This is a genomic window from Achromobacter sp. RT286_PF (assembly GCF_059760425.1).
Genome location: NZ_JCBAMR010000061.1, coordinates 1 through 23,055 on the forward strand (window position 1 = coordinate 1; position 23,055 = coordinate 23,055).

Below are 23,055 nucleotides of genomic sequence, written 5' to 3' on the forward strand. Positions count from 1 at the left end.
GGCTTCGGGCGACCGGCTTCGGGCGACCGGCTTCAGGCGACCGGCGCCAGGAAGCCGGCAGTTGAACCCGGCGCCCTACCCCGGACGCCGCCACACCGTCGCCAGCCACGGCTGCTGGTCGCGCGGCAGGCCGTCGGGGCGGTAATAGTGTTCAAGCTCTTCGAAGCCGGCACCCTCCATCAGCGCGCGCCAGCCTTCCAGGTCGTGGTACGCGCCGTAGCGCCCACGGTTCCAGCCTTCCTGGTTGCCGCCACGAGGGTTTGAGCAGAACAGCACGCCGCCCGGACGCAGCGCGGACCATAGCTCGCGCAGCACGCGCGGCAATTCCTGACCGGGCACGTGGAACAACACGGCGTTGGCGAAGATGCCGTCAAAACGTTCGGCGGGCAGCGACAGTTGCAGGAAGTCCTGGTGCCAGACCTCGCAGCCGGACGCGGCGCGGGCCATCTTGACGAAGCTTTGCGTGCCGTCCAGCCCCACCGGCCGATGGCCCAGCGCGGCGAACGCCATCAGGTCGCGGCCGGGGCCGCAGCCCAGATCCAGGATGTCGTACGGCGGCTCGACACGGATGTGGCGCAGCAGCGCGGCAATGTTCTGCGTGACATCGTGTCCACGCGTGTTGGCCGCGAACGCCTCGGCGTTCTCTTCGTAGTTCGCCAAGGTCAGCGCGGTAATCTTGGCCAGGTCTTCCGGATCGAGTTTCATGACGGCATTGTGCTCGATTGCGACGCGCGTTGCTCAAGTCGCGCCCGGGCGCGCCGCGCCGCCTGCTGCAAGCGCTGCGCCAGCACCGCGCGGGGCGGCAGGTCGGTGGGATATTGCGCCGCTTCCACGCCGGACGGCGTCAGCGCAAGCAGCTGGATGTATTCGGTTTGCGTGCCGGCGCACAGGATCATGCCCAGCGGCGTCGCTTCTTCGGCCCGGCGGTCGGATTTGTCCAGCCAGCGCAGGCAAGATTCCATCTGCCGCTCGCTGATGACGCAGGACTCGTCCAGCGTCATGACAAGGGCCACCAGCCGGCGAAGCTTGCGGTGAAAGAACAGCAAGTCCAGGGTGTGGTCGTCGTTGTCGATGCGCAGGCGCTTTTGCCTGGCCACGAACGCGAGGCCGACATCGAGCTGCATCAGGAAGGATTCCATATCCGCCACGATGGCCATGTGCAGTGCAAGCGCCGGTGCTGCATCGGCGGGCATTGCGCGGCCTGCCCGGCTGCCGGATTCGCCCAGATTCCACTTCGTCACGACGACTACTCCTTAGATTCCCAACGAAGCGTCCATCATGAAATAGAAAAGCCCGCGCGCCTACTGGGCACGCGGGCTTCTAGGACCAAGTCAGACTCAGGCGGCCAGACGGCCTTCGATCTTGGTCTTGGTGGCGGGCAGGTCTTCCGGCAAGCCTTGGGACAATTGGCCGAACAGTTCATGGTGCAGCGCCAGTTCGTCGCGCCAGGCGTCGGCGTCCACCGACATGACCTGCTCGAACTTGTCGGGCGTGAACTCCAGGCCGGTCCAGTCGATGTCCTGGTAGCTCGGCGATACGCCGAACACCTGGTCCACGCCCTTGGATTCGCCGTCGATACGGCCCAGCATCCAGCGCAGCACGCGCATGTTTTCGCCAAAGCCCGGCCAGACGAACTTGCCGTCGGGACCCTTGCGGAACCAGTTGACGCAGTAAATGCGCGGCAAGGTGGCGCCGGTGGCTTCCAGTTGCTTGCCCAGCTTGAGCCAGTGGTTGAAGTAGTCGCTCATGTTGTAGCCGCAGAACGGCAGCATGGCGAAGGGGTCGCGGCGCACCACGCCCTGCTGCCCGACGGCGGCGGCGGTGGTTTCCGAGCCCATGGTCGCGGCCATGTACACGCCTTCCACCCAGCTGCGGGCCTCGGTCACCAGCGGCACGGTGGTCGAGCGGCGGCCGCCGAAGATGAACGCGTCGATGACCACGCCCTTCGGGTTTTCCCATTCGGGGTCGATGGACGGGCATTGCGCGGCCGGCGCGGTAAAGCGCGCGTTCGGGTGCGCGGCCTTGCGGCCGGTCTCGCGGGCGATGGCGGGCGTCCAGTCCTGGCCTTGCCAGTCGATCAGGTGCGCGGGCGGCGTGTCGGTCATGCCTTCCCACCAGACGTCGCCATCATCGGTCAGCGCCACGTTGGTGAAGATGACGTTGGCCTTGAGCGTGGCCATCGCGTTGAAGTTGGTCTGTTCGCTGGTGCCCGGCGCCACGCCAAAATAGCCCGCTTCCGGGTTAATGGCGTGCAGGCGGCCGTCGGGGCCAGGCTTGATCCAGGCGATGTCGTCGCCGATGGTGGTGACCTTCCAGCCGTCCATGCCCTGCGGCGGGATCAGCATGGCGAAGTTGGTCTTGCCGCAGGCCGACGGGAATGCCGCGGCCACGTGATACTTGCGGCCCTTGGGCGAGGTAACGCCCAGGATCAGCATGTGTTCGGCCAGCCAGCCCTGGTCGCGGCCCATGGTGGACGCGATGCGCAACGCGAAGCACTTCTTGCCTAGCAGCGCGTTGCCGCCATAGCCCGAGCCGAAGCTCCAGATTTCGCGGCTCTTGGGGAAATGCACGATGTACTTGGTGGGGTTGCACGGCCACGGCACGTCGGCTTCGCCGGCGGCAAGCGGCTTGCCCACGGAATGCACGCACGGCACGAAGTCGCCGTCGGTGCCCAGCACGTCGTACACGGCCTTGCCCATGCGGGTCATGATGCGCATGTTCACGACCACATACGGGCTGTCGGACAGTTCGACGCCGATGTGGGCAATGTCCGAGCCCAACGGGCCCATCGAAAACGGCACGACGTACAGCGTGCGGCCGCGCATGGCGCCGTCGAACAGGCCGTTCAACGTGTCGCGCATTTCAGCCGGATCGGCCCAGTTGTTGGTGGGGCCGGCGTCTTCGGCGCGGTCGGAACAGATGAAGGTGCGGTCTTCCACGCGCGCCACGTCGGACGGGTCCGAGCACGCCAGGAAGGAATTGGGCCGCTTGGCGGGGTTGAGCCTGCGCATCGTGCCGGCCTGAACCATCTGTTCACACAGGCGGTCGTATTCTTCCTGCGAACCGTCGCACCAGACCACGCGGTCGGGCTTGGCCAGTGCTACAAAACTGGCTACCCAGTCGATCAGGCCGCGATGCTTGACGTAGGCGGGCACGTTCAACGCAGCCAACCCCCCATCCAATGGCTTATTCATTGGGGCTATCTCCATGCTTAGACGAATGGTGATACGGCCCCAATTGCGTGGGGCCGTATGTAATTTGCGCCATCATACTTGCAGCGCGGGGCAACCCGTCAACCCATCCTCATGGACGAGATTGTCACGGGTTGAGACGAGCTCAACGGTAGTTACCGTCGCGCAACTCCCGGCGGATGATCTTGCCGGTAGCCGTGGTTGGCAAACTGGTTACAAACCGGATGGCGCGCGGGTATTCATGGGCGGCCAGGCGGGTGCGTACATGCGCCTGCAAGTCGCGCACCAGGGCGTCGTCGCCGGTGACGCCATCATTCAACACGACATAGGCCATGACGATCTCGGTGCGCTGCTCGTCGGGCACGCCCACCACCGCCGCCATGCGCACGGCGGGGTGGCCGATCAGGCAGTCTTCGATGGGCGCGGGGCCGATGCGGTAGCCCGCGCTGGTGATGACGTCGTCGTTGCGGCCGACAAAGCGGATAAAGCCACGCGCGTCGCGCACGCCCAGGTCGCCGGTCAGCAGGTAATCACCCACGAACTTTTCGGCGGTGGCCTCGGGGTTATTCCAGTAGCCCAGGAACATGACGGGGTCCGGCCGCAATACGCCGATGTTGCCCTCCTGTCCATCGGCCACTTCAACGCCCTGGTCATCCACAATAGCCACCCGGTGACCGGGCGCGGCGCGGCCGATCGAACCGATTTCCGGGTCGAACAGCGACGAACACGACGACACCAGCATGTTGCATTCGGTCTGGCCGTAGAACTCATTGATGGTCACGCCCAGCACGCGGCGGCCCCAGTCGATGAGCTCGGCGCCCAGCGACTCCCCGCCGCTGGCCACCGAGCGCAGCGCCAGCGGGCCGGCGCCATCCGGGTAGGCGGACCCGCGCATCATCTTCAGCGCGGTGGGGGGCAGGAATGTGTGGGTGACGCCGTGGCGCGCCATGAGCTCCAGCGCGGCGCTGCCGTCGAACTTCTCGAAGCGGCGGGCCAGCACCGGCACGCCGTGATGCCAGGACGGAAGCAGCACGTCCAGCAGCCCGCCGATCCAGGCCCAGTCGGCCGGCGTCCACATCAGCGCGGCGTTTTCGGGGAAGAATTCGTGCGACATTTCCACGCCGGGCAAGTGGCCCAGCAGGACGCGATGCGCGTGCAGCGCGCCCTTGGGCTTGCCGGTGGTGCCGGACGTGTAGATGATCACGGCGGGGTCGTCGGCGCGCGTGGCGACCGGTTCGAAATCGTCCGATTCCGCGGCCAGCGCGGGGTGGAACGGCACGGCGGCGCCGTCGCCATCGCCATTGCCATCGCCGTCGCCATCCCCATCGATGCAATAAATGACCTTCAGGCCGGGCAGGCTGGCGCGTATCTCGCGCAGCTTGCGGCAGCCCTCGGTGTCGGTTACCAACGCCACCGCGCCGCTGTTGGCCAGCCGGTACTGGATGGCGTCCACGCCGAACAGCGTGAACAGCGGCACCGCCACCGCGCCCATTTTGTAGACGGCGATGTGGGTTACCGCCGTTTCTGGCGCCTGGGGCAGGTACACGGCCACGCGGTCGCCGCGCCGCACGCCATGGCGGATCAGGCTGTGCGCCAGGCGGTTCGACTGCGCCTTGATATCGTCGAACGAGTAGCGGGTTTGCGCGCCGTCGCTTTTTTCAAAGATCAGCGCCAGGCGGCCGCTGCCGTCCGCCCATTTGTCGCAGGCGTCCACGCCAATGTTGTAGGTGTCCGGCACCTGCCATTGGAATTCGGACACAAGCTGCTTGTAGGATTCCTTTCGGGACAGCATGGTTTTGTCTCTGATGTTGTTATGGAAATCGCCCAGGGCTTGCTGAACTTGCTTGACCCTGGCTCAATAATAAGCCTCGCTTCACCGCCCTTTTGCCGTCCGAATGGAAAAAACTCCCGTCGTTCCGATCCGCCGCCCGCCCGCCAGCGCCAAGTCCGAACAGCGCATACGGGACATCCTGCACATGGCCCGGCAGGTGTTTTCCGAGGCCGGCTTCCAGGCCGCCACCACCACCGAGATCGCCCAGCGCCTGGGCGTGTCCGAAGCCACGATCTTCACGTACTTCGGCGGCAAGCGGGAATTGTGCGTGCGGGTGATCGGCGACTGGTATGACGAAATCATCGCCAAGGTGGAAGACAACCTGCCGCACGTGCACGGGGCGCGGGCGCAGCTGCATTACCTTGTGCATACCCATTTGCGGCATCTGCTGGCCGAGGGGCCGGGGCTGTGCGCCTTCATCCTGTCCGAAGGGCGCGCGCGCAACGACGATTTCGGCGAGGTCTACGCGGCCCTGCAACGGCGCTATACCGCCCCGCTGATGCGCATCCTGGCGCAGGGGCAGGCCGATGGCGACATCCGGCAAGACATGCCGCTGCGGTTGCTGCGGTCCACGGTTTACGGCCCGATGGAGCACGTGCTGTGGGACGCAATGTTGCGCGGCGCGCGGGTGGACGTGGCCACCACCGCCGACCAGCTGGTCGGGTTCTTGTGGCAAGCCCTGCAACCGCCACACCGCGACGCGCTGGCGCTGGCGCAGTTCCGGGGCGAGGTGCGCGACGCCCTGCACCGGCTTCACGCGTCGGAAGAATCGGCCGAGGGTTTCGCTTCGGCTGCGCGCGCGGCATCGATCGCGCCCGCCGCTTCGGCTGCATCTTCTGCACCGGCCCCCTCCCCCGCATCGGCAAACAAGGACGGCGGCACGTACTGAGGAAAGCCGTTGTAGACCTCGCCCCGTTCGGCCGGCTGCAAGGTCCAGGAATGGCGTGCGTTCGGCACGCCGCCATCCACGCGGATGACCGTGCCATTGATAAAGGCGGCCGCCGGCGACAACAGGAACACCACGGCCGCGGCCAGTTCGGCCTCGGTGCCAAAGCGTTGCAACGGCACCTTGGTTTTCAGGTCGCGCAGCACCGCGCGGTAGTGGTCGTCGTAGCTGTCCATGCCGCTGGAGGCAATCCAGCCAGGCGCCACCGCATTGACGCGCACGCCGGCATGCGCCCATTCGCACGCGGCGGTTTCGGTCAGGTTCCAGACCCCGGCGCGGGCCGCGCCCGAATGCCCCATGCCGGGCATGCCGCCCCAGATATCGGCCAGCATGTTGACGATGGCCCCGCCGTGCCGGCGCATGTGCTGGGTGTAGGCCTCGCGCGCCATCAGGAAGGTGCCGTGCAAATTGTTCTGCACGACCGCGTTCCAGCCGTTCAGGCTGATGCGGTCCAGCGCCGCGGGGAACTGCCCGCCCGCGCAATTGAACAAGCCGTCGATGGCGCCGTGCCGGGCCAGCACGTCCGCCACCGCGCCGCGCACGCCGGCTTCATCACGAATGTCGCAGGCGTGCAGGCTGACGCGGCCGGCGGCTTCGGGATAGACCCGGGCGATTTCCGCGCCCACCGCTTCCAGCTTTTCCAGCTTGCGGCCCACCAGCGCCAGGTTCGCGCCCAGCGACGCGAGCTCGTGCGCAGTGCAACGGCCCAGACCGCTGCCGCCGCCTGTCACGAGAACAGTCTTGCCATCGAAAAGCCCCGGTCTGAACACCGACGCATAGCGCGACGTGGCGGCTTGGCCGCCCGCTGTCGGGTCTGCTGTAAAGCCCAAGGCGGGGTTGGCCTGCACATTCGATTCTGGGTTCATGCCTCGCTCCGTTATTTTTTTTGAGGATAACTCAATATTTATATCGAACCCATCCCTGCAATCCCGATTCCGTCCTAGAATCTTTCGGTTGCAGCATCCCACTTCTTGAGCACAAATCAACAAACCAGGAGACCCGCATGACTTCGACAGCCCCGCTGAATGTCTCGCGCGATGGCGCCATCGTTCGCCTGACCCTGAACCGGCCGGACATGCGCAACGCCTTCGACGAAACGCTGATCGCCGCGCTGACCGACGCCGTGCGTGACGCCGAGCGCGACCCCGACGTGCGAGTGTTATTGCTGACGGGTGCGGGCAAGGCGTTCTGCGCGGGCGGCGACCTGAACTGGATGCGCAAAATGGCCACGCATACCGATGCGGACAACCGCCAGGATGCGACCCGGCTGGCCGACATGCTGCACACGATCTGGACGTGCCCGAAACCCGTGGTGGCCTGCGTGAACGGCGACGCCTACGCGGGCGGGATGGGGCTGCTGTCGGCGTGCGACATCGCTATCGCGGCGGACGGCGCGCATTTCTGCCTGTCTGAAACGCGCTTGGGGCTGCTGCCTGCCACCATCAGCCCGTACGTGATCCGCGCCATGGGCGAGCGCGCCGCCAACCGGTATTTCCTGACAGCCGAACGCTTCGACGCCGCCACCGCGCTGCGGCTGGGGCTGGTGCACGATGTTGTGCCGGCCGACGGCCTGGCCGACGCGGCCGACGCCCTCTGCCGCGCGCTGTGCGCCAACGGGCCGGACGCCGTCAAGGCCAGCAAGCGGCTGGTGCGCGATTTTGCGGGTCGGGCCATCGACGCCGAATTGATCGCCGACACGGTCGAGCGCATCGCCGCCTGCCGCGCCACCGACGAAGCGCGCGAAGGCGTGGCGGCCTTCCTGGAAAAGCGCGAGCCGTCCTGGCGGCAGCGCTGCTGAGACCACGACAGGGAGGGGAGGCGCGGGAGGCCCAACACGCCATGACATAATCCCTGGCGCATCTTCAGGAATTTTCATGCCGCATCCGACTTCCCCTTCCCCCGCTTTCCCGCCCATCAATGCCGACCGCCTGTGGTCCCGCGTTGAAGCCTTGTCCCGGTTTACCTTGCCCGATGTCCCCTGGACGCGACGCGCCTTTTCGCCATTGTTCGACGACGCCCGCGCCTGGCTGCGTGGCCAGTTCGAAGCGGCCGGCCTGGCGACTCGCCTGGATGCGGGCGGCAACCTGGTCGGCACGCGCGCCGGCCGCGACCCGTCGCGCAAGCCCATCGCCACGGGCTCGCACTGCGACACCGTGATGGAAGGCGGACGGTTCGACGGCATCATCGGCGTGCTGGCCGGCATCGAAGTCGCGCATACGCTGAACGAGCACGGCATCGAACTTGACCACCCCTTTGAAGTCATCGACTTCCTGTCCGAAGAACCCAGCGACTACGGCATCTCGTGCGTGGGCAGCCGCGCCCTTAGCGGCCAGCTGTCGGCGGACATGCTGGCCGCCTGCAACCCCGCCGGCGAATCGCTGGCCCAGGGCATCGCCCGCATCGGCGGCGACCCCGCCGCGTTGAGCGCACCGCTGCGTGGCGCGGGCGGCACCGCGGCCTTCGTCGAACTGCACATCGAACAGGGCCCCGTACTGGAAAGCCGTGGCCTGCCGATCGGCGTGGTCACCAACATCGTTGGCATCCGCCGCGTGCAGATCGTGGTGCAAGGCCAACCCGACCACGCCGGCACCACGCCCATGGACATCCGCCGCGACGCCCTGGTGGGCGCCGCACGCATCATCGACGCGGCCAGCCGCCAGGCCAGCGCCGCCAGCGGCAACCCGCATTACGTGGTGGCCACCGTGGGCCGGCTGTCGATGACGCCCAACGCCGCCAACGCCGTGCCGGGCCGCGTTGAGATGACGCTGGAAATGCGCAGCGACAGCAACGCCGTGCTGGACAGCTTCCCCGAAACATTGATGGCCGGCGTCGCCGACGACCTGAAGGCGTTGCGCCTGACGGCCGGCTTCAGCCAACTAAGCCGCGCCCAGCCCACCGACTGCTCACCCCTGGTGATGGACGCCGTGAAAGCGGCGGCGGACCAGCTGGGTTACGCGTCCATGCGCCTGCCCAGCGGTGCCGGCCACGACGCCGTCTACATGGCGCCCACCGGCCCCATCGGCATGATCTTCATCCCCTGCCTGAACGGGCGCAGCCACTGCCCGGAAGAATGGATCCAACCGTCGCAGCTGCTGGACGGCACGCGCGTGCTGTATCAGTCCGTGCTGCAACTGGACCGCGTGCTGCGCGGCGCCTGACGCGCCACACCCATTCCGCCCCCACGGTTATCGCCGGCCACGGGGCGGCGCGCTGCCATAATGGCTGCCTTGCCCCGGATGAATCCCCATGGAACAGATAGAACTGAACGACAGCACCGCCGACCGCTTCCTGCTGGACGCGCCCGGCTTGTCGCTGCTGGTCTTCCATAGCCGCACCTGCGGCACCTGCCGCATTGCGCGCGAACAGCTGCCCGCGCTGGAACTGCCGGTGGAACGGGTCTGTTGGGTGGACGCCGGGGACAACCGTGGCCTGGTTGAGCGCTACGAAGTCTTTCACCTGCCCGCCATGTTTGTGACACGCGACGGCGCCTTTTTCGGGCCGGTGCAATCGACGCTGGCCGAATGGGACTTGCGCCAACAGATCGGCCTGGCGCTGGACAGCTACCCCGCCGAATTGCCGTGACGGCGCCCGCGTCCAAACCGCTGCGCTTGCCGCTGGACACGCTGGCCACCACCGGCATGCTGGCCCTGTGCGTGTGCTGGGGCTTTCAGCAAATTGCCATCAAGCTGGTGGCCGCCGACATCGCGCCCATCATGCAGATTGCGCTGCGATCCAGCTTTGCCGCGCTGGTGCTGGCGGTGGTGGTCTGGCGCGCCGAAGGCCGGGGCGCCGTGCGCGACGGCACGGCGCTGCCAGGCCTGCTTGTCGGCTTGCTGTTCGGCGCGGAATTCCTGTTCGTGGCGCAGGGGCTGCTGTACACCACGGCCTCGCACATGTCGGTGTTTCTGTACACCGCGCCCATATTTGCCGCGCTGGGGCTGCATTGGCTGCTGCCCGAAGAACGCATGCAGCCGCTGCAATGGCTGGGAGTCGCGATTGCTTTCGGCGGTATTGCGGTGGCGTTCCTGTTCAAGGGCGGCGCACCGCGCGAAGCCGCCGGCGCCGCCAACATGCTGCTGGGCGACGCCATGGGATTGGCGGCGGGCTTGCTGTGGGGCGCCACCACGGTCGCCATCCGCGCAACGTCGTTGTCCGAGGCGGCCCCGTCCAAGACCTTGCTGTATCAGATGGCGGTGGCGGCGGTGGGCCTCTTGGCCTATGCCGTGGTCACCGGCCAGCACACCATCCGCCCCACGACGGCGGCCTTGACCAGCGTGGCGTTCCAGGCGGTGGTCGTGGCCTTGTCCAGTTACCTGGCGTGGTTCTGGCTGTTGCGCCGCTACCTGGCGTCGCGCCTGTCGATCCTGTCTTTCATGACGCCGCTGTTCGGGGTGAGCTTCGGCGTGCTGATCCTGGATGAACCGCTGGACGCGGGCTTCGCCATCGGCGCGGTGCTGGTGCTGTCGGGCATCACCCTGGTCAGCGGCGGCGAAGTCGTCAGGCAGTGGCTGCGCAGGCGGCAGGACTGAGCTGGCAATCCGGGAAAGGGCTGCTTTATCCTGCTGCCCTATCTCGGCGCCCTATCTCGGCACCCTATGCTGTGCTATCTCGGCGCCCTGGCCCTGCCTACCCCCGGCTCCGGCCCAGGTTCAGCACGATCAGCGCGGCGCCTGCCAGCACAAAGGCAAAGCCCCACCAATCGGCGGCGGCGGGCCGGTCGCCCACCAGGGCCATCGCGCCCAGCACGCCCACCACCGGCACCATCAACGTGGTCAACGCCGCCACCGTGGCGCTGACGCGTTCGCTCAGCACGAACCACAGCCAGTAGGCCACCGCCGTACCCAGGATGATGTGAAACGACAGCGCCGCCACGATGCGGCCGTTCCAGCCTTGGGTAGGAAATTACTCGCCGGCGATCAACACGCCCGTCAGCGCACAGGCGGCGCCCACGGCCAACTGCCATGCGGTGACGACGATACGGTGGCCGTCCACCGGCCAGCGCTTCAGATACACCGTGCCCGCCGCCCAACCAAACGCGGCCACCAGCGGAAACACCAGGCCACGGGTGGCGGCCAGGTCGTGCTGCCCGAACACCGCGCGCAACACCGGCCAGGCCAGGATGGCCACCCCGATGGCGCCCAGCATCAGCGCCAGCGCGCGCCGTCGGTCCAGCCGTTCGCCCAGCACCAGCCAGGCCAGCAGCGCCGACATCATGGGCATCGTGAAGGTCAGCACCGCCGCGCGCGACGTGCTGGTGCTGAGCTGCGCCCACGCCACCGCCAGGTTGAAGACCGCCACGGCCAGCACGCCGCCCACGACGATGCCCGGCCACGCATCGCGCGGCGGCAACAGGGGCAGCCGCTTGGCGCGCGCCAGCAGCAACAGCAGGACCGCGCCGCTGCCCAGCCCCAGCACGCGCAGCGTGAACGGCGGGAAGATGGCGAGGATGATTTTCACCGCCGGCCAGTTCAGCCCCCAGAACAGGGCCAACGCCACCGGAATCAGGCGCACGCGGCTTTTTCCCGGGCGGTCAGTTCAGACAGGCTTTGGCGTTGATTGCCTTCGGCGTCGAAGTTGTCGGGGTCCAGCCAGCGTTCGTAGGCGGCGCGCAGCGCGGGCCATTCGCTGTCGATGATCGAGAACCAGGCGGTGTCGCGGCTGCGGCCCTTGTAGACCGTGGCCTGGCGGAAGATGCCTTCAAACTGAAAGCCCAGCCGCGCGGCGGCCTGGCGCGACGGCGCATTCAGGCTGTCGCACTTCCATTCATAACGGCGGTAGCCCAGCTCGTCGAACGCGCGGCGCATCAGCAGGAATTGCGCTTCGGTGGCGATCCGGGTGCGCTTGAGCCTGCGCGAGAACGACACGAAGCCGACTTCGATGACGCCATTGGCCGGGTCGATACGCATCAAGGCCAGCGTGCCGATGGCCCGGCCCGTTTCCAGGTCGATGATGGCGTGATGCAGCGGGTCGTTGCCCGCCTGCGCGGCTTCGGCGAAGGCGCGGTAGGCGTCCGCGTCGGCAAACGGGCCAACGCCCATGTAGGTCCAGTCGCTATCGTCCGGCGCCTGGCTGAAGGCCTGGTACAGATCCGCGGCATGGCGCTCGGCGGACAAGGGTTCCAGGCGGCAATAACGGCCGATGGCCGGCGTTAGCGGCGGGCGCGGGCGTGCCGTCCAGCCGGGTACGTCGGGGCCGATGGGTTGTTGGAATGCATTGACGCGGGCTTGCATTGGGCGGGGCCTCATCCGGTTAAGCGCGCGCCGCCGGCCGTGGCGGACGCAACACGCAGGGCCTCACAATATCGGAATCGTGGCATCATAAAAAGCACCACGCACCCCGAATTTAATAGGGCCACGCCTCAAGCGGCCCGCGATCATCGCGCCATGCAAACGCCCAGCCGAAGCCTACCCGCCCACACCGCCCTGCTGTCCAGTCCGCTTGCGCGCGGCCCCGGCGCGCCGCCGCGCCAACGCCAGCTTATTCAACGCCTGAAGCAGGCCATCCTGGCCGGCCAATTGCCCGCCGGCGGCAAGCTGCCGTCGTCACGCGCGCTGTCTGAAGAGCTTGAAATTTCGCGCAATACGGTGCTGATCGCCTACGAACAGTTGACGGCCGAAGGCTATGTCATCGCGGACCGCCAGGGCACCCGCGTGGCGCCGCTGTCGGCCGCCCCGTGGGCATTGGCGGCCCGCGCCGCCGGGCAGACAGCGCCCGCCGACCCGCGCGCATCGGGCGCCGGTGTCACGAACGGCGCCACGAACAGCGCCACAGCCAGCGCCACAGCCAGCGCCATGAACAGCGCCACGGCCAGCGCAACCGCAGCGGCAACCGCGACCATCGATGCAACGATGGCCCCCACCGCTACCGCCACGCGCTTGTCGCGCATCGTTGCCACCCGTGGCGCGACCGACAGTTCTTTGCCCATGACCCCCGGCACGCCGGCCCTGACACAGTTCCCCATGAACGCCTGGCGCCGCGCGCAAGACCGTGCGCTGCAAGCCGCCCCCGCCACCACGCTGGGCTACGGCCATCCGACGGGCGAGCCGGCGCTGCGCGAAGCCATCGCGCAATATCTGCGGGTGTCGCGCGGCGTGCATTGCGACGCCTCGCGCATCATCATCACCGAAGGCGCGCAGGGCGCGCTGGCGCTATGCGTGCAACTGCTGACCAACCCGGGCGACACCGCCTGGCTCGAAGAGCCCGGCTATCGCGGCGCCAAGTCGGCCTTTCATGGTGGCGACCTGAACGTGGTGGCCATGCGCGTGGACGCGGACGGCATCGTCATACCCGACGACGCCTGGCGCACGCATCCGCCGCGCCTGATCCAGACCACGCCCACGCATCAATACCCCACGGGCGCCGTGCTGTCGGTGGCGCGGCGGCTGGACCTGCTGGAACGGGCCGGGCGCGCGGGCGCCTGGATCATCGAAGACGACTACGACAGTGAGTTCCGGCATCAAGGCGACCCCATCGCGGCCATGCAGGGGCTGTTGCCCAACGCGCCCGTGCTGTACGTGGGCACGTTCAGCAAGACGCTTTTTCCGGCGTTGCGCCTGGGCTTTTTGGTGCTGCCCGAGGCCCTGGCCCAGACCGCCTTGCCGTCCATTATCGAGATGCTGCGCGGCGGCCACCGGCTGGAACAGCTGACGCTGGCCGCCTTCATCGACAACGGCCAATTCTCGCGTCACCTGGGCCGCATGCGGCGCCTGTACCGCGAACGGCAGTCGGCCTTGCGCGATGCGCTGGCCACGCATTTCAAGGGGGATCACGAGGTCTTGGGCGGACACAGCGGCCTGCACCTGACGGTGCGCCTGCCGCCGGATTGCCCGGATCAGGCCATTGTGGCGCTGGCGCGGCAGGTGGGCATGAACCCCAGCGCGCTATCGACTTTCGCCATGGCGCCGCGCGCCGAAGACAACGGGCTGGTGATCGGCTATGGCAACACCAGCGCCGACCGCTTTCCCGCGCTGGTCAAGCGCCTGGGGGAACTGGCGCGGCAAGCCCGGCGCTAATTGACCAGGCCACCCAGCACCAGCACCGCCAGCACCGCCCAGAACAGAAACCCAAGGATCGAGCGGCGCAGCAAGGCCTTGATGGCGGCCCACAGGAACATCAGGCCCAGCACCAGCAAGACAAAATTGAAGATGGACGGGCTCATGCCCATTGCCTTGGACAGCCCGCCGTAGAAGTCGCCCAGCGCACCGCCCAAGCCGCCCAGCAGCCATTTGATGCCGCCCACCACCGCGCGCAGCGCTTCGCCCAGCATGACGCCCAGCGAGCCGAAAAATCCGTCGTCCTGCGGCATCAGCGTCGCGCGTCCATCAACATGCGCACGGCCAGGCCGGCCAGCACGGTACCCATCAACCAGCGCTGGATCACCAGCCACAACGGCCGCCCCGCCAGGAAGCCCGCGATGGACCCGGCGGTAATGGCGATGACGGCATTGACCGACAGGCTGATGACCACCTGCGTCATGCCCAGCGCCAGCGACTGCGTGAATACGCTGCCATGGTCGGGCTGGATGAACTGGGGCAACAGCGACACATACATCACCGCGATCTTGGGGTTGAGCAGGTTGGTCACCAGCCCCATCGTGAACAGCGTGCGCGGGCTGCTGCGGGGCAGTTCGCGCACCTGGAACGGCGATCGCCCGCCGGGGCGGATGGCCTGCCACGCCATGTACAGCAGGTACATGGCGCCGCCGATGCGCAAGGCGTCATAGGCGTAGGGCACCGTCAGCAGCAAGGCCGTAATGCCGAAGGCCGCGCAGCACACATAGAAGATGAACCCGACCGCCACGCCGCCCAGGGAAATCAGGCCGGCGCGCGCGCCTTGCGAGATGGAACGGGACACCAGGTAAATCATGTTGGGGCCGGGCGTCAGCACCATGCCCAGGGCCACCAGGGCGAATGTCAGAAGATGAGTCAGGTCGGGCATGATGAGCCGGCGCGAGCCGGACGATGTCGAACAGGGATGCGCACACGTTATCGCAAAACTGTATCGGAACAGGAAACTTTTTGAACGCCGCAGGGCCGCCCGGCAAACGTATCGCCCATGCCACACCGGCCCGAACCCGCACCGTGATTGGCCTCCGCAACTTTACGGCCCCAGGCGCGTGGCGATACAGTGAACCGATTCGTTGCACTGCATGGAGCACCGGGACATGCCGAAACGTCATCCGTCCGTGGTGGAAAGCCCGCCCGTCATTCGCGTCGGCATCGGCGGCTGGACGTACGCGCCTTGGCGCGGCACCTTTTATCCCGAGGACCTGCCCCATGCGCGCGAGCTGGAATACGCCAGCCGGCAGCTCACCGCGATTGAAATCAACGGCACCTACTACAGCACCCAGAAGCCCGCCACTTTCGCCAAATGGCGCGACGAAACGCCAGACGGCTTCGTCTTTTCGCTAAAGGCGTCGCGCTACGCCACCAACCGGCGCGAGCTTGCCGGCGCCGGCGATTCCATCCAGCGCTTCGTCCATAGCGGCATTGCCGAATTAGGACCCAAGCTGGGGCCGGTGGTGTGGCAATTCGCGCCCACCAAGACCTTCAACGCGGAGGACTTCGGCGAATTCCTGGCGCTGTTGCCCGACAAGGTCGATGGCTTGCCGCTGCGCCACGTGCTGGACGTGCGCCACCCCAGCTTCGCCTGCGAGGAATACCTGGAACTGGCCCGCCGCCACCGCGCCGCCACCGTCTACACGGACAGCGAGAATTTTCCGTCCATCGCCGACCGCACCGCTGATTTCGTCTACGCACGGTTGATGCGCGCCAGCACCACGTTCAAGGCCGGCTATGCGCCCAAGGTACTGGACGCCTGGGCGGACAGGCTGCACACCTGGTCGCGTGGCGACGATCCGGCGGACCTGCCACGGATCGGTTCCGCGCCGTCCGGGCCACCGCGCGCGCAGGACGTCTACGCCTTCTTTATCAATGGCGCAAAAGAACGCGCGCCGTTTGCGGCGCGCGCCATGATCGAACGCTTGTAGTGCAGGCCGGCGCGCGGCGCGTTTTTTGGCGCCCTTATTGCGCGACCGGCGTGCGCAGCGTGACGAATTCTTCCGCCGCCGTCGGGTGGATGCCGATGGTGTCGTCGAACACCTGCTTGGTGGCACCGGCCTTGAGCGCCACCGCGATGCCCTGCACGATTTCGCCCGCATCGGGGCCGACCATGTGCACGCCCAGCACGCGGTCCGTCTTGGCGTCCACGATCAGCTTCATCAAGGTCTTTTCCTGCGATTCCGTCAGCGTCAGCTTCATCGGACGGAAGCGGCTTTCGAAAAGCTTGATCTCGTAGCCCGCTTCGCGCGCTTCTTCCGTGGTCATGCCCACCGTGCCAATGTTCGGCAGGCTGAACACGGCGGTCGGAATCAGCTTGTAGTCGACCTTGCGGTATTCCTCGGGGCGGAACAGGCGGCGCGCCACGGCCATGCCTTCGGCCAGCGCCACCGGCGTCAGCGGCACCCGGCCGATGACGTCGCCAATCGCCAGGATGGATGGTTCGGCGGTGCGGTATTCGTCGTCCACGTCGATGAAGCCGTCTTCGCGCAGCTTGACGCCGGTGTTCTCCAGGCCCAGGTTGTCCAGCATCGGACGGCGGCCGGTAGCGTAGAAGACGCAATCGGTTTCGATGACCGCGCCGTCTTTCAACGTGGCCAGCAGCGAGCCGTCGGGCTGCTTGTCGATGCGCGCCAGGTCGGTGAAAAAGCGCAGGTCGACGCCCTTTTTGGTGAGCTCGTCGCGCAGGTGTTCACGCACGCCCTGGTCAAAACCGCGCAGGAACAGCGGGCCGCGATAGGCCTGCACGGTGTGCGCGCCCATGCCGTTGAAGATCGACGCGAATTCCACGGCGATATAACCGCCGCCCACCACCAGCACGCGGCGCGGCAACCGCGGCAGGAAGAACGCCTCGTTCGAGGTAATGGCGTGTTCCTTGCCGGGAATGTCGGGCACGCGCGGCCAGCCGCCCGTTGCCACCAGGATGTTGGCGGCGGTGTGGCGTTGGCCGTTGATTTCGACGGTGTGCGGGTCGACGATGCGGGCGTGGCCTTCCAGCAGCGTCACGCCGCTATTGACCAGCAAGTTGCGGTAAATGCCGTTAAGGCGTTCGATTTCGCGGTTTTTGTTGGCGATCAGGGTGGGCCAGTCGAAGGACGGCTTGCCTACATTCCAGCCAAAGCCGTGGGCCTGCTCGAAGTCTTCGCTGTAATGGGCGCCGTAGACCAGCAGCTTCTTGGGCACGCAGCCCACGTTGACGCAGGTGCCGCCCAGGTAGCGGCTTTCCGCCACGGCCACGCGCGCGCCAAAGCCTGCTGCAAAACGGGCCGCGCGCACGCCGCCAGAACCCGCGCCGATCACAAACAGATCAAAATCGAATGCCATGTTGTTTCCTTCGCTAAAGCCCGGGGGCCCGCGTTCACTGTCCGGGAAAACCGTATTTAACACTACCGGCGCGCGCCCGGGTTCGCGCGGGCGGCATGGGCGCGGCGCGGACGCACCCATGCCGACGGCGATACGCCCCTGTGCCTAGGGCAAGGCAGCCGACACGGCCTCGGCGTCGATGCCGTATCGGACGATGGCCTGGGCGGCCTGGGCCGGGTCCACCTGCCCGTCATCGGCCAGCGCCTTGAGCGCCGCCAAGGCGATGTGATGGCGGTCCACGCCGAAGAACGAGCGCAATGCCGGGCGCGTATCCGAGCGGCCGAATCCGTCGGTGCCCAGGGTGACGTAGCGCCGGCCCGCCAGGAACGGCCGGATCTGCTCGGGCACCGTCTTCATATAGTCGGTGGCGGCCACCACCGGCCCCACGCTCGCGGCCAGCGCGGTTTCGGCATGACCGCGCCGCGCTTCGGCCTGCGGATGCAGGCGGTTCCAGCGTTCGACCTCGTGGCCGTCGCGCATCAGTTCGGAATAGCTGGTCACGCTCCAGACGTCCGCCGACACGCCGAAATCCTGTTGCAAGAGACTGGCGGCGGCCAGCGTCTCGGCCAGAATCGCGCCGCTACCCAGCAGCTGCACGCGCAAGGCGCCCGGATCGCCCTGGCGCAAGCGATACATGCCTTGCAGGATGCCGGCCTGGGCGCCTTCGGGCATGGGCGGATGCGCGGTCTTCTCGTTGACCAGCGTCAGGTAATAGAAAACGTCTTCGCCGTCCGTGTACATCCGGCGCAGCCCGTCCTGCACGATCACCGCGATTTCATAGGCGTAGGCAGGGTCATAGGCGCGGCAGGACGGGATGACCGAGGCCAGCACGTGGCTATGGCCGTCATCGTGTTGCAGCCCCTCGCCTTCCAGTGTGGTGCGCCCCGACGTGGCGCCAAGCAGGAAGCCGCGCGCGCGGATGTCGCCCGCCGCCCACGCCAGATCGCCCACGCGTTGAAAGCCGAACATGGAATAGAAAATATAGAAGGGAATGGTGGCCAGCCCATGCGTGCTGTGCGCGGTGCCCGCCGCGATCCACGACGACATCGCGCCGGATTCGTTGATGCCTTCCTGCAAGATCTGGCCCTTGCGATCCTCGCGGTAGACGCTGAGCTGGTCCGCGTCCTGCGGCGTGTAAAGCTGGCCGACGTGCGAATAGATGCCCACTTGGCGGAACATGCCGTCCATGCCGAACGTGCGCGACTCGTCGGGCACGATGGGTACGACGCGCGGGCCGATATCCGGGTCTTTGAGCAGCTGCGCCAATACCCGCACGAAGGCCATCGTGCTTGAAAATTCGCGGCCGTCGCTGCCCTTCAAATGGGCGGCGAACGCCGTCAGCGGCGGCGTGGACAACGGCCCTGGGCCCCTCGAACGGTGCGGCAGATGGCCGCCGGCGCGTGCGATGGCGGCCTGGAAATACTGGTGCTCCGCGCTGCCGGGCGCGGGCTTGATATACGGAATCTCTTCAAGCTGATCGTCCGGCACGGCAATGGCGAAGCGGTCGCGGAAGGCGCGCACGGCCGGGTCGGCCATTTTCTTTTGCTGGTGGTTGGTGTTGGCCGCCTCGCCCGCCGCACCCATGCCGTACCCCTTGACGGTCTTGGCCAGGATGACGGTGGGCTGGCCCCGGTGCGCCACGGCCGCCGCATAGGCGGCATGCACCTTGGCGGGGTCGTGGCCGCCCCGGTTCAGTGCGCCGATCTCGTCGTCCGACAGATGGGCCACACGTTCCAGCAACACCGGGTCCGCCCCAAAGAAATGCTCGCGCACGTAGGCGCCGCCCCGCGCCTTGAACACCTGGTATTCGCCGTCCACGCACTGCATCATGCGGCGGCGCAGGCGGCCGTCGTGGTCCTGCGCCAGCAGCGCGTCCCAACCGGCGCCCCAGATCACCTTGATGACATTCCAGCCGGCGCCGCGATAGACGCTTTCCAGTTCCTGGATGATCTTGGCGTTGCCGCGCACCGGCCCATCCAGCCGTTGCAGGTTGCAATTGACCACGAAGATCAGGTTGTCCAGCTTTTCGCGCCCGGCCATTGCCACGGCGGCCAGCGTTTCGGGCTGGTCCTGTTCCCCGTCACCCAGAAAGCCCCATACCTTGCGGCCCTGCGCGGCAATCAGCTCGCGGTCTTCCAGGTAACGCATGTAGCGGGCCTGATAGGCAGCCATCAGCGGGCCCAGGCCCATCGACACCGTGGGAAATTGCCAAAAGCCCGGCATGGTGCGCGGGTGCGGATAGGACGCCAGCCCGCCGCCGCCGATTTCGCGGCGAAAGCCGTCAAGCTGGTCTTCGGAAATTCGGCCTTCCAGGTAGGCGCGCGCATAAATGCCGGGCGCGGAATGGCCCTGAATGTAGAGCAGGTCGCCCAGGAAATCGGGCGTGGCGGCGCGAAAGAAATGGCGGTAGCCGGTTTCGTACAGCGTCGTGGCAGACGCGTAGGTGGCGATGTGGCCGCCCACGCCCGAGGTCTTGCCGGCGCGCAGCACCATGGCCATGGCATTCCAGCGCAGGTAGGCGTCCAGCCGCTGCTCGATGCCGATATCGCCCGGAAACACGGACTGGCTCGCAACATTGATGGTGTTGACGTAGGGGGTGACGCCCGGCGCCGTATAGCGCCCATTGGCCGCGCGGTCCTGCTGGATCAATTGATCCAGCAAGTAGTGCGTGCGCGGCCGGCCTTCGTGGGCCAACACGGCCTGCATGGCTTCCAGCCATTCCTGCGTTTCCTGCGGGTCGGCGTCAGTGGAATCGATCGGGGTGTCCATGGGGGTTCCTTTGGTGATGGGGCTGCGCCACGCAGCAAGGCGTCGGCGTTCCACGTATTTCACATCGTGAATTGCAATTGCATCATGTGCAATTGCAATCGTATGGCTGCGCCCGAACAATTGCAAGTGCAACTATCTTTGCCAGCCGCTGTTCACGTTTTCCACTTCGATCGCGCGATCCCGCAACGCCGCTCTTACAATCGCGGCTGCATTCCCGATATCAAAAAAGGAACGACCGCATGGCCACGGGCAAGCCCGACGCATGGAGCCTCTTCCTGACCGCGCACGCGCTGGTGGTAGAGGAGATTGAAAAACGGCTGTCGGCAGCCGACCTGCCGCCGCTGGCGTGGTACGACGCGCTATGGGCGCTGGAACGCGCCCCGGACGGCACGGCGCGCATGTTCGAAATGGCCGAACGCATGGTGATCGCGCGCTATAACCTGACGCGCTTGATGGACCGGATCGAGGCGGCCGGCCTGGTCGAGCGCTTTCGTTCCGACGAGGACAGGCGCGCCACCTATGCCCGCCTGACGCCCAAGGGCCGCGCGCTGCGGCGCGAGATGTGGAAGGTGTACGGCCCGGCCATCGACGAATTGTTCCTGTCGCGATTGCCCGCCGCGCAACAAGCCGCCATGGCCAAGAGCTTTGTCGACATTGCCCGCCACGTGCGGGCGTTGAACCAGGACCCTGCCTCATGATCAATGCGCCGATGAACACCAACCCCACGACCGCCGACCCGGTCGCCACCGCCGCCCTGCACATCGGCATCGTTGCCTGTTCGGCCGAAGGCGCCGCGCTGTGCTATCGCACGTTGTGCGCCGAAGGTTCGCAGCGCATGGGGCCGCACGCGCACCCCGAAATTTCGCTGCATACCCATTCGCTGGCGGACTACGTGGTGTGCCTGAGCAACCAGGACCTGGCCGGTGTGGGCGCGTTGATGCTGTCATCGGCCAACAAGCTGGCGCGCGCCGGGGCTGACTTGCTGATCTGCCCGGACAACACCATCCATCAGGCGTGGGGCCATGTGCTGCCGCGTTCGCCGCTGCCCTGGCTGCATATCGCCGAGGAAGTTGCCTTGCAGGCCGCCGCGCGAGGCTTTCGACGCATCGGCATCCTGGGCACGCGGTGGCTGGTTGATAGCGAGGTGTATCCGGACAAGCTGGGCGCGCAAGGGCTGCAATGGGTGCGCCCCATCGAAGAAGACCGGCTCACGCTGGGCCGCATCATCATGGACGAACTGGTTTACGGCGTTTTCCAGCCCGAGTCGGTCGCGCGCCTGCAAGGCATTGTGGAACGCTTGCGCGATGCCGGTTGCGATGCCGTGGTGCTGGGCTGCACCGAACTGCCGCTGGTGCTGAACGACGGCAACTGCGCCTTGCCCACGCTGGATTCCACACGCATCCTGGCACGCGCCGCGCTGTCACGCGCGCTGTCCGGTGCCCTGTCACCCGCGCCCTGACCCGCCCCGGCGCCGCGCTGACGTGGCCCGATTGGCGTTAGATCTGGTCCAGCCCGAACTGCCGCAGCCGGTTCAAATCCAGCACCTTGATCTGGTGATACGCCAGCGCCAGGATCTGCGCGTCCGCCAGGGTCTGCAACGCCTGGTTCACCCGCTGGCGCGACAGGCCGGTCAGATAGCCTAGTTCTTCCTGGGAAATCGCCAGCGTCAGGTCGGTAGACGGATACAGCTGCGGGTTGAACAGCTGGGCCAGTGACTGCGCCACCCGCGCATCGGCGTCCATCAAACGATGGTTCTGGATCGATGCAATGAATTCCCCCATGCGGTCGTTCAGCTGGCCGATGACGAAATGCGAAAACGGCAGGCTGGCGGCCAGTAGCGCATGGAACGTGGCGGCCGGCACCAACATCACCAGCGACGGCTGGATCGCCACCACATCGTATTTGCGCAGCTCGCGCTTGATGACGCTGCCTTCGCCAAACCAGCCGCCACGCGGCACGCCGGAAAACGTGCAACTGCGGCCCGATTCGTTATAGATGGCCAGCTTGAGCAAGCCCGTGTGCACGCCCAGCCAATAGTCCGATGGCGCGTTGCGCCGCGCGATCCAGGCGCCATTGGCCACGTGTTCCGCGCGCGCCGTCGCCAGCACCAGTTCCTGGTGGCCGGCCTCCAGTGCGGCGAACCACGAACAGGCGCCGAAGAGCTCGGCCAGCGCGGCGGCGGAAACAACGTTTGAAACATCGGACATGGGCGGAACCGTGTAAAACTGGCAGTTTGCGAGGTCGGCTGGCAGGTCTGTCATGCAGGCGACAGACAGTATTTTCGGCTCGCCCCTACGCTCACGCAAGCGACGGAAATCAAGCTTTCCGCGATCAGCAAACCTCGAACAAGACAGGGGCCACCCACGCGCCCTACTCGGAGACGACGCATGAGCAGCATGTTCGACCACGGCCTGGCGCGCCGCGACGCCAACTACACGCCCTTGACCCCGGTGGACTTCATTGCCCGCGCGGCCGAGGTGTACGGCCAGCGGCTTGCCGTGGTGTACGGCAAGGTTCGCCGCACCTGGGCCCAGACCTACGAACGCGCGCAACGCCTGGCCAACGCGCTGGAACGGGCCGGCATCCAGCGCGGCGACACCGTCGCCGTGATGCTGCCCAACATTCCCGCCATGGTCGAAGCCCACTTCGGCGTGCCGATGGTCGGTGCGGTGCTCAACACGCTGAACACCCGCCTGGACGCGCCCAGCGTGCTGTTCATGCTGGGCCACGGCGAAGCGCGCGCCCTGATCATCGACACCGAATATGCCGATATCGCCCAGCGCGCCCGCGCCGAATTCCCGCACTTGAAGATCGTCTCGGTCCACGACCTGGACGGCGCCCCCGCCACCTCGGCAGGCGCCCGGCATAGGGGCGCCCGGCATAGGGACGCCCCTGAGC

22 protein-coding genes and 1 pseudogene are annotated in these 23,055 nt (G+C 66.8%); 10 read left to right on the forward strand and 13 right to left on the reverse strand.

Going from position 1 to position 23,055, the window contains the following annotated elements; translation table 11 throughout:
* Nucleotides 1-75: 75 nt before the first annotated feature.
* The 4 genes from AC6LJY_RS26725 to AC6LJY_RS26740 all read right to left on the reverse strand — a co-directional run bounded on the left by AC6LJY_RS26725 (nucleotide 76) and on the right by AC6LJY_RS26740 (nucleotide 4,983).
* Nucleotides 76-705: a class I SAM-dependent DNA methyltransferase gene (locus tag AC6LJY_RS26725; protein ID WP_120154815.1), complete on the reverse strand. Its 630-nt coding sequence runs from the start codon at nucleotides 703-705 to the stop codon at nucleotides 76-78.
* Nucleotides 702-1,241, reverse strand: coding sequence for a PDDEXK nuclease domain-containing protein (locus AC6LJY_RS26730; protein ID WP_143215353.1), 540 nt, complete (start codon nucleotides 1,239-1,241; stop codon nucleotides 702-704). The genes AC6LJY_RS26725 and AC6LJY_RS26730 overlap by 4 nt, the downstream gene beginning before the upstream one ends.
* A 96-nt stretch (nucleotides 1,242-1,337) precedes the next feature.
* On the reverse strand, nucleotides 1,338-3,194 hold the full coding sequence (locus AC6LJY_RS26735) for a phosphoenolpyruvate carboxykinase (GTP) (RefSeq protein ID WP_046804555.1): 1,857 nt from the start codon (nucleotides 3,192-3,194) through the stop codon (nucleotides 1,338-1,340).
* Nucleotides 3,195-3,336: 142 nt separating this feature from the next.
* Entirely contained in the window at nucleotides 3,337-4,983 is a 1,647-nt protein-coding gene (locus AC6LJY_RS26740) for an AMP-binding protein (RefSeq protein ID WP_314357035.1), read from the reverse strand.
* Between the two features lie 103 nt (nucleotides 4,984-5,086).
* Between AC6LJY_RS26740 and AC6LJY_RS26745 the strand changes: the two are divergent.
* Nucleotides 5,087-5,803 (forward strand): annotated as a pseudogene (locus AC6LJY_RS26745) (TetR/AcrR family transcriptional regulator); the annotation flags it as partial.
* On the opposite strand, the gene AC6LJY_RS26750 reads toward AC6LJY_RS26745, so the two are convergent.
* Nucleotides 5,776-6,834, reverse strand: coding sequence for an SDR family oxidoreductase (locus AC6LJY_RS26750; protein ID WP_498137152.1), 1,059 nt, complete (start codon nucleotides 6,832-6,834; stop codon nucleotides 5,776-5,778). The pseudogene AC6LJY_RS26745 and the gene AC6LJY_RS26750 sit on opposite strands and share 28 nt — an antisense overlap.
* A 137-nt stretch (nucleotides 6,835-6,971) precedes the next feature.
* Between AC6LJY_RS26750 and AC6LJY_RS26755 the strand changes: the two genes are divergently transcribed.
* From AC6LJY_RS26755 to AC6LJY_RS26770, 4 genes are all read left to right on the forward strand, one after another.
* Nucleotides 6,972-7,766: an enoyl-CoA hydratase/isomerase family protein gene (locus AC6LJY_RS26755; RefSeq protein ID WP_498137153.1), complete on the forward strand. Its 795-nt coding sequence runs from the start codon at nucleotides 6,972-6,974 to the stop codon at nucleotides 7,764-7,766.
* A gap of 76 nt (nucleotides 7,767-7,842) precedes the next feature.
* On the forward strand, nucleotides 7,843-9,126 hold the full coding sequence (ertE, locus tag AC6LJY_RS26760; protein WP_498137154.1) for an N-carbamyl-l-glutamate amidohydrolase ErtE: 1,284 nt from the start codon (nucleotides 7,843-7,845) through the stop codon (nucleotides 9,124-9,126).
* An 88-nt stretch (nucleotides 9,127-9,214) separates the two neighbouring features.
* Entirely contained in the window at nucleotides 9,215-9,550 is a 336-nt protein-coding gene (locus AC6LJY_RS26765) for a thioredoxin family protein (RefSeq protein WP_046804551.1), read from the forward strand.
* 56 nt (nucleotides 9,551-9,606) lie between these two features.
* Nucleotides 9,607-10,497: a DMT family transporter gene (locus AC6LJY_RS26770; RefSeq protein ID WP_314357332.1), complete on the forward strand. Its 891-nt coding sequence runs from the start codon at nucleotides 9,607-9,609 to the stop codon at nucleotides 10,495-10,497.
* Between the two features lie 97 nt (nucleotides 10,498-10,594).
* Here AC6LJY_RS26770 and AC6LJY_RS26775 read toward each other — a convergent pair whose 3' ends face one another.
* From AC6LJY_RS26775 to AC6LJY_RS26785, 3 genes are read right to left on the reverse strand one after another with little or no spacing between them, the layout of a single operon-like run.
* Nucleotides 10,595-10,843 carry an EamA family transporter gene (locus tag AC6LJY_RS26775; RefSeq protein ID WP_498137160.1) on the reverse strand — a complete coding sequence of 83 codons (249 nt, stop codon included), beginning with the start codon at nucleotides 10,841-10,843 and terminating at the stop codon, nucleotides 10,595-10,597.
* 27 nt (nucleotides 10,844-10,870) lie between these two features.
* Nucleotides 10,871-11,479, reverse strand: coding sequence for a DMT family transporter (locus AC6LJY_RS26780; RefSeq protein WP_498137155.1), 609 nt, complete (start codon nucleotides 11,477-11,479; stop codon nucleotides 10,871-10,873).
* Nucleotides 11,470-12,198, reverse strand: coding sequence for a GNAT family N-acetyltransferase (locus AC6LJY_RS26785; protein WP_498137156.1), 729 nt, complete (start codon nucleotides 12,196-12,198; stop codon nucleotides 11,470-11,472). The genes AC6LJY_RS26780 and AC6LJY_RS26785 overlap by 10 nt, the downstream gene beginning before the upstream one ends.
* A 153-nt stretch (nucleotides 12,199-12,351) precedes the next feature.
* Between AC6LJY_RS26785 and pdxR the strand changes: the two genes are divergently transcribed.
* Complete coding sequence (pdxR, locus tag AC6LJY_RS26790; protein WP_498137157.1) at nucleotides 12,352-13,980, forward strand: MocR-like pyridoxine biosynthesis transcription factor PdxR; 1,629 nt, start codon at nucleotides 12,352-12,354, stop codon at nucleotides 13,978-13,980.
* Here the strand turns inward: pdxR and AC6LJY_RS26795 are convergent.
* Nucleotides 13,977-14,273 (reverse strand): hypothetical protein, encoded by a 297-nt coding sequence (locus AC6LJY_RS26795; protein WP_046804547.1) that lies wholly within the window; start codon nucleotides 14,271-14,273, stop codon nucleotides 13,977-13,979. The two genes, pdxR and AC6LJY_RS26795, sit on opposite strands and share 4 nt — an antisense overlap.
* Nucleotides 14,273-14,905, reverse strand: coding sequence for a LysE family translocator (locus tag AC6LJY_RS26800; RefSeq protein WP_046804546.1), 633 nt, complete (start codon nucleotides 14,903-14,905; stop codon nucleotides 14,273-14,275). The genes AC6LJY_RS26795 and AC6LJY_RS26800 overlap by 1 nt, the downstream gene beginning before the upstream one ends.
* Nucleotides 14,906-15,131: 226 nt before the next feature.
* Here AC6LJY_RS26800 and AC6LJY_RS26805 point away from each other — a divergent pair, with 226 nt between their 5' ends.
* Nucleotides 15,132-15,956 (forward strand): DUF72 domain-containing protein, encoded by an 825-nt coding sequence (locus tag AC6LJY_RS26805; RefSeq protein ID WP_046804545.1) that lies wholly within the window; start codon nucleotides 15,132-15,134, stop codon nucleotides 15,954-15,956.
* Nucleotides 15,957-15,990: 34 nt separating this feature from the next.
* Here the strand turns inward: AC6LJY_RS26805 and gorA are convergent, their stop codons facing one another.
* Both gorA and aceE read right to left on the reverse strand, forming a co-directional pair.
* On the reverse strand, nucleotides 15,991-17,349 hold the full coding sequence (gene gorA / locus AC6LJY_RS26810) for a glutathione-disulfide reductase (protein WP_046804544.1): 1,359 nt from the start codon (nucleotides 17,347-17,349) through the stop codon (nucleotides 15,991-15,993).
* A gap of 144 nt (nucleotides 17,350-17,493) precedes the next feature.
* A complete protein-coding gene (gene aceE / locus AC6LJY_RS26815) occupies nucleotides 17,494-20,157 on the reverse strand; it encodes a pyruvate dehydrogenase (acetyl-transferring), homodimeric type (RefSeq protein ID WP_498137158.1) in 2,664 nt (887 codons plus the stop codon).
* A gap of 239 nt (nucleotides 20,158-20,396) precedes the next feature.
* Between aceE and AC6LJY_RS26820 the strand changes: the two genes are divergently transcribed.
* Both AC6LJY_RS26820 and AC6LJY_RS26825 read left to right on the forward strand, forming a co-directional pair.
* Complete coding sequence (locus AC6LJY_RS26820; RefSeq protein ID WP_046804542.1) at nucleotides 20,397-20,855, forward strand: MarR family winged helix-turn-helix transcriptional regulator; 459 nt, start codon at nucleotides 20,397-20,399, stop codon at nucleotides 20,853-20,855.
* Between the two features lie 11 nt (nucleotides 20,856-20,866).
* The gene (locus AC6LJY_RS26825; protein WP_498137161.1) at nucleotides 20,867-21,616 is read left to right on the forward strand and encodes an aspartate/glutamate racemase family protein; all 750 of its coding nucleotides are present in this window, start codon (nucleotides 20,867-20,869) and stop codon (nucleotides 21,614-21,616) included.
* A 37-nt stretch (nucleotides 21,617-21,653) separates the two neighbouring features.
* On the opposite strand, the gene AC6LJY_RS26830 is transcribed toward AC6LJY_RS26825, so the two are convergent.
* Nucleotides 21,654-22,364, reverse strand: coding sequence for a Crp/Fnr family transcriptional regulator (locus AC6LJY_RS26830; RefSeq protein ID WP_314357004.1), 711 nt, complete (start codon nucleotides 22,362-22,364; stop codon nucleotides 21,654-21,656).
* 180 nt (nucleotides 22,365-22,544) lie between these two features.
* Between AC6LJY_RS26830 and AC6LJY_RS26835 the strand changes: the two genes are divergently transcribed.
* A partial coding sequence (locus AC6LJY_RS26835) for an AMP-binding protein (protein ID WP_498137159.1) occupies nucleotides 22,545-23,055 on the forward strand: 511 nt, incomplete at its 3' end.